The sequence below is a fragment of the Halomonas sp. CnH100-B genome (assembly GCF_024124605.1).
In the GTDB taxonomy this organism is placed as follows: domain Bacteria; phylum Pseudomonadota; class Gammaproteobacteria; order Pseudomonadales; family Halomonadaceae; genus Vreelandella.
This window is the reverse complement of sequence record NZ_JAMXRX010000004.1, coordinates 555,474-563,372: the sequence shown is the minus strand read 5'-3', so window position 1 is coordinate 563,372 and position 7,899 is coordinate 555,474. Positions and strand designations below refer to the sequence as shown.

Below are 7,899 nucleotides of genomic sequence, written 5' to 3'. Positions count from 1 at the left end.
CAGCGAGTGAAGCGAGCGATCCAATCAATAACGAGACGGTGCTAACTTCCTGACAAACCAGAGGTTTTTAACCTCATTCACCGCTGGTAACGCTTGGCGTCCCCGGCAGCGGATGCGTACTTTACGGGTTCAAAGCCGGGTTGGCAAGAGCTAATTATCAAATAGTCGAAAAAAGTCTCGGCCAGAACATCTGCCCACTTATATTGGATAGCGGAAACCGCTTCGGCACGTCTGGATTGGCGGTTACACTTAGCGCCTTAATACAGCGGCCACCTTCACCCACGCCCACTTATGATGAGGTCCATGATGAGCCAGCACCTATTAACCGTCGATTCATTAAACCGCGAGAGCGTTGATCACTTATTACGCGTGGCGGCACGCATGGAGCCGATTGCTAGTCGCCGCCAGGTGACGAGGGTGTTGGAAGGGGCCGTGCTGGGCAACCTGTTTTTTGAAGCGAGCACTCGCACACGGGTGAGCTTTAATGCCGCGTTCTGCCGACTGGGGGGAAGCGTGTGCGACACCACAGGCTTTACCTTCTCGTCCATGGCCAAGGGCGAGTCGCTTTACGACACCAGCCGTGTCATGAGCGGCTACTGCGATGCGATCGTGATGCGTCACCCAGACCAAGGTTCGGTAGCCGAATTCGCCGCCGCCACCCATGTCCCCGTCATTAACGGTGGCGATGGCCCAGGCGAACACCCCAGCCAGGCACTGCTGGATCTTTATACCATCGACAAGGAGTTCCAGCGGCTGGGTAAGCGCTTGAGTGGGGCGCACATTCTGCTAACCGGTGATTTGAAATATGGGCGTACGGTGCATTCGCTGATTAAGCTGCTGTCACTCTATGACCCGCTGCGCATTACGCTGGTGTCGCCACCAGGGTTGGAGATGCCTTCCTACTTAATTGATCTAGTGGCTTCTCGCGGGCATCGCATTGAGCAACGCGACTCATTGGCCAGTGACTTTGCCGATTTAGATGTGGTGTACACCACCCGCATTCAGAAAGAGCGCTTTACAGATGAAATGAACGAGAGCTTCCAGGGGCTTTCCGATGACTTTATGGTCAACCGCGATTTTCTTGACCAGCGCTGCAGTCAAAGCACGATCGTAATGCACCCGCTGCCCCGCGATAGCCGCCCTGGCGCCAATGATTTGAACGTCGATTTGAACGGCGACCCGCGGTTGGCGATTTTCCGCCAAACCGATAATGGCATCCCCATGCGGATGGCGATTTTTGCCACGCTGCTCAAGGTGGATGACCTGATCGAGAAAGACCTCCGACCTGTCCGCTGGTTCGTGCCCACTCAAACCGGCACGCTCGATCGTTAATACTGTGCTGGATCAGTACGCGCTGCGCCCACCGGGAAGGCCTTCCTGGTGGGCAAACCAACCTTCCAAAATCAGTACAGCGGCGATGCCATCCACGCTCTCTTCTCGGTAGTTGCCTCGGTGGCCCGCCGCACGCGCAATCTGCTTGGCCTCGCGCGTCGAGCCCCGCTCATCGACCATTTCACAGGGCTTCCCATAACGGCCGTGCAAGCGATTGCCAAATTTGCGGGCGCGGGTGCTCATCAATGACTCGGTGCCGTCCATATTGAGCGGCAAGCCGACGACGAATAGGTCTGGCTGCCACTCTTCGATGAGACGCGTGACCAAATGCCAATCGGGTATACCATCCCGCGCCGTCAGCGGCGGCAACTCACGGGCACTGTGGAGCAACTCGTTACCCACGGCGACCCCAATACGGCGCGTACCGAAATCGAAGGCCAAGATGAGACGCTGCCCTTGCTCTGCCATGCTAGGTCTTCTCCACACAGGTCATGCATGACCCGCGTTGCGCGTCATCAAATTGAGATCGACACCCAAAATACCGGCCGCTGCCGCTAGCCGCTCTGCAGGAGGCGTATCGAACAGCACGCTGCCCTGGCCTTCGACGGTCAGCCAAGCGTTCTCTTTGAGTTCCTCTTCCAACTGCCCCACGTCCCACCCCGCGCAGCCTAAACAGACCAGGAAGTGTTCGGGGCCGGTACCGTCTGCCAAGGCTTGCAGAATATCCATGGAGGTCGTCAGCGCGATACCGTCCTCCACCTGGATGCTGGAATCCCACGCTTGGCTATCTCCCATGTGGAGGATGAAGCCACGATCCTTATGCATCGGGCCGCCGTAGTAGACGGGCGCATTGCGATGCGGGCTATCGTCGCCTCCTAGTGAAAGCTGCTCGAACAGCGCATCTAGCGTGATGTCCATTGGGCGGTTGGCAATCACGCCCATGCAACCGTTGTGGTCGTGATCACATAGATAGATCAGGCTGCCCGCGAAGTTGGGGTCTTCCAAATGGGGCATCGCCATCAAAAAATGGTGCTTTAAACTTTGCATGCGTCTCCTATGGCTTGCCGATGGTTCGGCAAGCCTCGCGTCATAGGGCGGGTGCGCCGTGACCGGTTAAGCCAGACGACGCTCGATCGCGTCCAGCAGCATTCCGGAAATGTCGGTGCCACGCTGATCGTCGATTTCACGAACGCAGGTAGGGCTCGTCACGTTGATTTCCGTGATGTAGTCGCCAATCACGTCCAGGCCGACGAACATCAGGCCTTTCTCACGAATCATCGGCTGCACCTGTTGAATCAGCCAGTGGTCGCGTTCGGTCAGTTCACGGCTCACGCCGCGCCCGCCTGCGGCCAGGTTGCCACGGGTTTCGCCCGCCGATGGGATGCGCGCCAGCCCGTAGGGCACCGGCTCGCCATCGACCAAGAGAATCCGCGTGTCGCCATCCTTGATGTCCGGCAGGTAGCGCTGGGCCATGATTTGGCGCTGACCGCGTAGGGTCAATTGTTCGATCACCGCGCCAATGTTGCGGCCCTCGGGGCCAATATGAAAAATCCCCGTGCCGCCCATGCCGTCGAGCGGCTTGAAGATCACATCGCCATGCTCGGCATGAAAGGCGCGTAGCACGTCATCGCGGCTGGCGACGACCGTCGGCGCGCAGCACTGGGGAAACTGCTGAGCAAAGAGCTTTTCGTTACACTGCAGCAGCGCGGCGGTGGGGTTCACCACCAGCACGCCCTCACGCTCGGCAAAGCCCAGCAGGTGTACCGCGTTGATGAATTCGGCATCCACCGGCGGGTCTTTTCGCATCAGCACTACGTCCAGCTCGGCCAACGGGCGTTGAGTCGCTTCGCCTAGGTCGTACCAGTGTTCAGGGTTGCGGTGCACGGTGAGAGGACGCATCTGCGCATAGGCCTTACCCGCCTGCAAGAAAAGATCGTCCTGCTCCATGTAGTGGAGCGTATAGCCGCGCTCTTGGGCGGCCCAGAGCATGGCTAAGGTGGTGTCTTTCTTGTACGCGATGTCGCTGATGGGATCCATCACCACACCGAGATGCAACGTTGATTGGCTCATCGAAATACAGTCCATGCAGGATCAATAGGTCATCAGTATGCCGCACTGCAGGCACGGCTCCAACCGCGGCTAGGTATCCGACGTATCGGAGAGCGCACCGGGTACCAGGCGGATCGCATCCGGCGCCAGGGTGATCAACTGCTGTTTATAGAGTCGGCCAATCGCCTGTTTATAGGCGCTTTTGCTCACCCCTAGTCGCGTTTTGATATCGTGCGCCGAACTTTTATCGCCTAGCGGTAAATAGCCACCGCTTTCGCGCAGCGCCTTTAGCACTTTGTCACCCACCACGTCCAGACGTGCGGCGCCGGGCGGTAGCAGCGAAATATCCACGCGGCCATCCTCGCGGCGCTGTTTCACAAAGCCTTTTAGCGACTGCCCACGGCGCAACGGCTGAGTGATGTCGTCTTGGTAGATCAGCCCCCAGTAGCGGTGATTGACCACCACTTTCATGCCTAAATCCGTGCGGTCGGCCACCACCACATCGACTTCGTCGCCTTTCTCTAACGCCCAGGCGTCGTCCGTTAGGAAACGGTCGAGTCGCATGGTAGCAACCGGTCGCCCCTGGTCGTCGCTATACAGCATCACCAGCACCCGCTTGCCGGGGTCGGGGCGAAAGCGCTGCTCGCTATAAGGGAGCAGCACGTCTTTGGGCTGCCCCCAACGCAAAAACGCCCCGGTGCTGTTCACCGCCGTCACGGTTAAATAGGCCACATCGCCCAGTTGGGCAGACGCATCGCTGACAGATCGAGGGGTGGCGTGTGATTCACGGACCATGGGTGCCGTCCTTACAGGAAGTAGATCTTCATTATGGTACCTTGCCAAAGCAAGGCAAAGCGGCGTCGAGTGACGCGAGCGCCGGATACAAAAAACCGCTGCCGCAGCAAAGACGGCAGCGGTTCGATAGTGAGCGCTTACAAATCGCCGAAGTGGTGCTGCAAGAGCGTGAGCGCAACAACGGGAGCGGTTTCGGTGCGCAGAACTCGCGGCCCCAGGGTGAGAGGCGTGAAGTGGCTGGCCGTCGCAGCCTGAATATCCGTGTCGCTCAGCCCGCCTTCCGGACCGATCAGCAGCGCGGCGGACGTAGGCCGCTCTGACTGAGCAAAGCCGTTACCCGTCGCTAGATGCAACATCAAGCGCAGCGGCTCTTGGCGCTCGGCCAGCCACTCGCCTAACGTCTGCGGGGGGTGAACAGGCGGCACTACTGCCCGGCCGCTCTGCTCGCAGGCGCTGGCCGCCACGGCCTGCCAATGCGCCAGCTTCTTTTCTTCACGGTCGCCTTTCAAACGCACATCGCCCCGCTCGGTATAGAGCGGGGTAATCGCCGCCACTCCGAGTTCGACGGCTTTTTGAATGGCGTAATCCATGCGATCGCCCTTGGAAATCGCTTGCCCAAGATGCACCGCCAGCGGTGACTCGCCGCTACCCGCCCATACCGCTTCCACGGTCACGGTCGTCTGCTTGCGGCTCACCTCGGCTAACCGCACGCCCGCCTCGTGCCCACTACCATCGAATACGATCAGCGGCGCGCCTTCACCCATGCGCAGTACGCGGGTCACGTGCTTGGCCGGGCCGTCAGGGAGTGACAGCGTCGTGCCCGCGGCTAACTCGGCAGGCACATACAGGCGGGGCATTTTACCGTGTTGGGCCTGCCAGTCGGCGGCGGTCAGCGTGTCCGACATGGGTTAGTGCGTGTTCTCAGCCGCTTGGCTGGCCTGCTGCGCTTCGCGCTGCTTGCGCTGAGCGTACATGGCTTCGAAGTTGACCGGCGCCAGCATCAGCGGCGGGAAGCCACCACGGTTGACGAGGTTATCAACGCACTCACGGGCGTACGGGAACAGCAGGTTGGGGCAGAATGCACCCAAGGTTTGCTCGAGCTGTGCGCCTTCGATGCCCGAAATACGGAACAGGCCCGCCTGCTCGACTTCCGCCAAGAACGAGGTAGTGCCGGTTTCGCTGTCGTTGACCTGTGCGGTCACTTTCACCACGACTTCATACTGGTCGTCGGCCACTTTCTGGCTGGTGGTATTGAGGTCCAGGTTGACCTTCGGCTTGAACGCTTGCTTGAACACGGATGGAGAGTTCGGCGCTTCGAAAGAAATGTCTTTCACGTAAATACGCTGTAACGAGAATTTCAGCTGAGGCTTTTCGCCTTCTGCGGCGCCTGCCTGCGGGGTGTTGTTATCTTCCGCCATGGGATACTCCTGATTGTTCATCCATTAAAAAGGGGTGCGGCGTTACCGCGACGTATGCTCTCGTTTACTTCTTGACCACCGGAAGGCCATCCGCCTGCCACTGCATCATGCCGCCGCGCAGCTTCATTGCCCGCTCAAACCCGGCTTTGGCAAGCTTTGCCTGGGCAGCGCCAGAACTTTGGCCATGCTTGCACACCACGATGATCGGCTGGCTCTTCACTTTCTCCAGCTCGTTCATGCGGCTATCCAGGCTGCTTTGGGGAATGTTACGAGCGCCTGCGATGTGGCCGGCTTTGAAGTCTTTGCTCTCACGGATGTCCAGCACCACCGCGTCTTCGCGGTTGATGAGCTGCGTGGCCTGGGTAGAGGACACCGCATTCGAGGAGGCGCTGCGCGTTTCGTAAACGATCCACGCTATGAGCACCAGCAAAAATACCCCTACGAGAAGGGGGTGGTTCATTACGAATTCGAACAGCTGATCGATCATCGCGAACACAATCTCTTGGTCTATGCAGAAAAAAGCGGCGTCACCGCCCTCAGAAACGCGACAAGTATACACGTCACAGGGCATACCGCGCAGGCCATGACGCCCGACGGCTGCCTGCGTTATGATGCCCCAAGCGCGCGCCTGTCGCGACCCCGATTATCAGGTGTTGTCTGAAAACTGGCGGAGCTGGCCTCACCAGCGTTTCAAACAGTACCTCACGTCGCTTGGCTGACCCACAAACGAGGGATTCTTTCATGGCATCACCTGCACCGCGCCCCGTGGCGCTGATCATCCTAGACGGCTACGGCCACAACCCCGATAGTGCTCACAACGCCGTGGCAGCGGCCAATACGCCGGTGATGGACGCGCTATGGGCCAACCGCCCCCACGCCTTCGTGCATACCGATGGCCGTCATGTGGGGCTACCCGACGGCCAGATGGGCAACTCCGAAGTCGGCCATATGAACCTGGGTGCCGGGCGTATCGTTTACCAGGACTTCACGCGCATCACCAAAGCCATCGAAGAGGGTGACCTGGACACCAACGAGGTGCTCACCAAGCCCATCGACGACGCGGTCGCCAATGGCCGTGCCGTGCATCTGCTCGGCCTGCTCTCACCCGGCGGCGTGCACAGCCACGAAGACCACTTTATCGCCATGGCCGAGCTGGCGGCGCGACGCGGTGCCCAGCGCATTTATGTACACGCCTTTCTAGATGGCCGGGACATGCCGCCGCAAAGCGCGCTGGCGTCTATCGAGCGCGCCAACGCCCGTCTAGCAGAACTGGTCGGTGCCGATAACGGCTTTGTCGCGTCCATCATTGGCCGCTTCTTCGCCATGGACCGCGACAACCGCTGGGAACGCGTCGAGCAAGCCTACCGCCTGCTCACCGACGGCCACGCGGAGTACACCGCCACCAGCGCGGAAAGCGGCCTGCGTGACGCCTACGAACGCGGCGAAACCGATGAGTTCGTCGCCGCCACGCGCGTACCGGGCAACGGTAACGCCGTGACGTTACAGGATGGCGACGCCGCCTTGTTCCTGAACTTCCGCTCCGACCGCGCCCGCGAACTCACTCGCGCCTTCACCGAGGCAGACTTCGACGGCTTCGAGCGTCAGGTGCGCCCAACGCTGGCGGGCGATGGGTTGGTGATGATGACCCAATACGCCGCCGACATCGATGCCCCTGCGGCGTTTCCGCCTACCGACCTCACCGACACCCTAGGCGAAGTGGTGGCCAAGCGTGGCCTCACCCAGCTGCGCATTGCCGAAACAGAGAAGTACCCCCACGTGACATTCTTCTTCTCCGGCGGTAACGAAGCCGAATACGAAGGCGAAGAGCGCATCTTGGTGCCTTCCCCCCGCGACGTGAAAACCTACGACGAAAAGCCGGAAATGAGCGCGTTCGAGATTACCGACAAGCTTGTGGAGGCCATCGATAGCGGCCGTTTCGATCTCATGGTGTGCAACTACGCCAATGGCGACATGGTCGGCCACACCGGGGATTTCGACGCTGCCGTGAAAGCGATCGAGACCGTCGACATTTGCGTTGGCCGCGTGGTGGAAGCAATCGAGCGCGCGGGTGGAGCCTGCCTGATTACCGCCGACCACGGCAATGCCGAACAGATGGTCCACCCGGAAACCGGCGCCCCGCAAACCGCTCACACCACGTTTGTGGTGCCGCTGGTGTACGTGGGAGAGCGGGCGGCAGAACTCGACGACGGCCGCCTGTGCGACCTGGCCCCCACGCTGCTGACCATGATGAATCAACCACAGCCTGAGGCGATGACCGGCACGCCGCTGCTGCGCTTCACGTAAT

General features: G+C 60.1%; 9 protein-coding genes. 2 read left to right on the top strand and 7 right to left on the bottom strand.

Going from position 1 to position 7,899, the window contains the following annotated elements; genetic code table 11:
- Positions 1-306 precede the first annotated feature (306 nt).
- Entirely contained in the window at positions 307-1,332 is a 1,026-nt protein-coding gene (locus NH398_RS12285; RefSeq protein ID WP_253018796.1) for an aspartate carbamoyltransferase, read from the top strand.
- Between the two features lie 12 nt (positions 1,333-1,344).
- Here the strand turns inward: NH398_RS12285 and ruvX are convergent, their stop codons facing one another.
- The 7 genes from ruvX to NH398_RS12250 form a co-directional block, all read right to left on the bottom strand.
- Positions 1,345-1,800: a Holliday junction resolvase RuvX gene (gene ruvX / locus NH398_RS12280; protein ID WP_159340551.1), complete on the bottom strand. Its 456-nt coding sequence runs from the start codon at positions 1,798-1,800 to the stop codon at positions 1,345-1,347.
- A gap of 21 nt (positions 1,801-1,821) precedes the next feature.
- On the bottom strand, positions 1,822-2,379 hold the full coding sequence (locus tag NH398_RS12275; RefSeq protein ID WP_253018778.1) for a YqgE/AlgH family protein: 558 nt from the start codon (positions 2,377-2,379) through the stop codon (positions 1,822-1,824).
- A gap of 66 nt (positions 2,380-2,445) precedes the next feature.
- The gene (gshB, locus tag NH398_RS12270) at positions 2,446-3,402 is read right to left on the bottom strand and encodes a glutathione synthase (RefSeq protein ID WP_253018777.1); all 957 of its coding nucleotides are present in this window, start codon (positions 3,400-3,402) and stop codon (positions 2,446-2,448) included.
- A 69-nt stretch (positions 3,403-3,471) separates the two neighbouring features.
- Positions 3,472-4,176, bottom strand: a complete 705-nt coding sequence (locus NH398_RS12265) for a S1-like domain-containing RNA-binding protein (RefSeq protein ID WP_159340548.1) — start codon at positions 4,174-4,176, stop codon at positions 3,472-3,474.
- Between the two features lie 137 nt (positions 4,177-4,313).
- On the bottom strand, positions 4,314-5,081 hold the full coding sequence (locus NH398_RS12260; RefSeq protein WP_253018776.1) for a 16S rRNA (uracil(1498)-N(3))-methyltransferase: 768 nt from the start codon (positions 5,079-5,081) through the stop codon (positions 4,314-4,316).
- A 3-nt stretch (positions 5,082-5,084) separates the two neighbouring features.
- Positions 5,085-5,594: a protein-export chaperone SecB gene (gene secB, locus NH398_RS12255; RefSeq protein WP_044628537.1), complete on the bottom strand. Its 510-nt coding sequence runs from the start codon at positions 5,592-5,594 to the stop codon at positions 5,085-5,087.
- 64 nt (positions 5,595-5,658) lie between these two features.
- Complete coding sequence (locus NH398_RS12250) at positions 5,659-6,081, bottom strand: rhodanese-like domain-containing protein (protein ID WP_253018775.1); 423 nt, start codon at positions 6,079-6,081, stop codon at positions 5,659-5,661.
- A 254-nt stretch (positions 6,082-6,335) separates the two neighbouring features.
- Here NH398_RS12250 and gpmI point away from each other — a divergent pair, with 254 nt between their 5' ends.
- On the top strand, positions 6,336-7,898 hold the full coding sequence (gpmI, locus tag NH398_RS12245) for a 2,3-bisphosphoglycerate-independent phosphoglycerate mutase (RefSeq protein WP_253018774.1): 1,563 nt from the start codon (positions 6,336-6,338) through the stop codon (positions 7,896-7,898).
- The last annotated feature ends 1 nt before the right edge of the window (position 7,899 follow it).

Excerpts from the sequence above, each read along its gene's own strand:
- NH398_RS12285 (WP_253018796.1), top strand. The coding sequence starts at position 307 with ATGAGCCAGCACCTATTAACCGTCGATTCATTAAACCGCGAGAGCGTT.
- ruvX (WP_159340551.1), bottom strand. The coding sequence starts at position 1,800 with ATGGCAGAGCAAGGGCAGCGTCTCATCTTGGCCTTCGATTTCGGTACG.
- NH398_RS12275 (WP_253018778.1), bottom strand. The coding sequence starts at position 2,379 with ATGCAAAGTTTAAAGCACCATTTTTTGATGGCGATGCCCCATTTGGAA.
- gshB (WP_253018777.1), bottom strand. The coding sequence starts at position 3,402 with ATGAGCCAATCAACGTTGCATCTCGGTGTGGTGATGGATCCCATCAGC.
- NH398_RS12265 (WP_159340548.1), bottom strand. The coding sequence starts at position 4,176 with ATGGTCCGTGAATCACACGCCACCCCTCGATCTGTCAGCGATGCGTCT.
- NH398_RS12260 (WP_253018776.1), bottom strand. The coding sequence starts at position 5,081 with ATGTCGGACACGCTGACCGCCGCCGACTGGCAGGCCCAACACGGTAAA.
- secB (WP_044628537.1), bottom strand. The coding sequence starts at position 5,594 with ATGGCGGAAGATAACAACACCCCGCAGGCAGGCGCCGCAGAAGGCGAA.
- NH398_RS12250 (WP_253018775.1), bottom strand. The coding sequence starts at position 6,081 with ATGATCGATCAGCTGTTCGAATTCGTAATGAACCACCCCCTTCTCGTA.
- gpmI (WP_253018774.1), top strand. The coding sequence starts at position 6,336 with ATGGCATCACCTGCACCGCGCCCCGTGGCGCTGATCATCCTAGACGGC.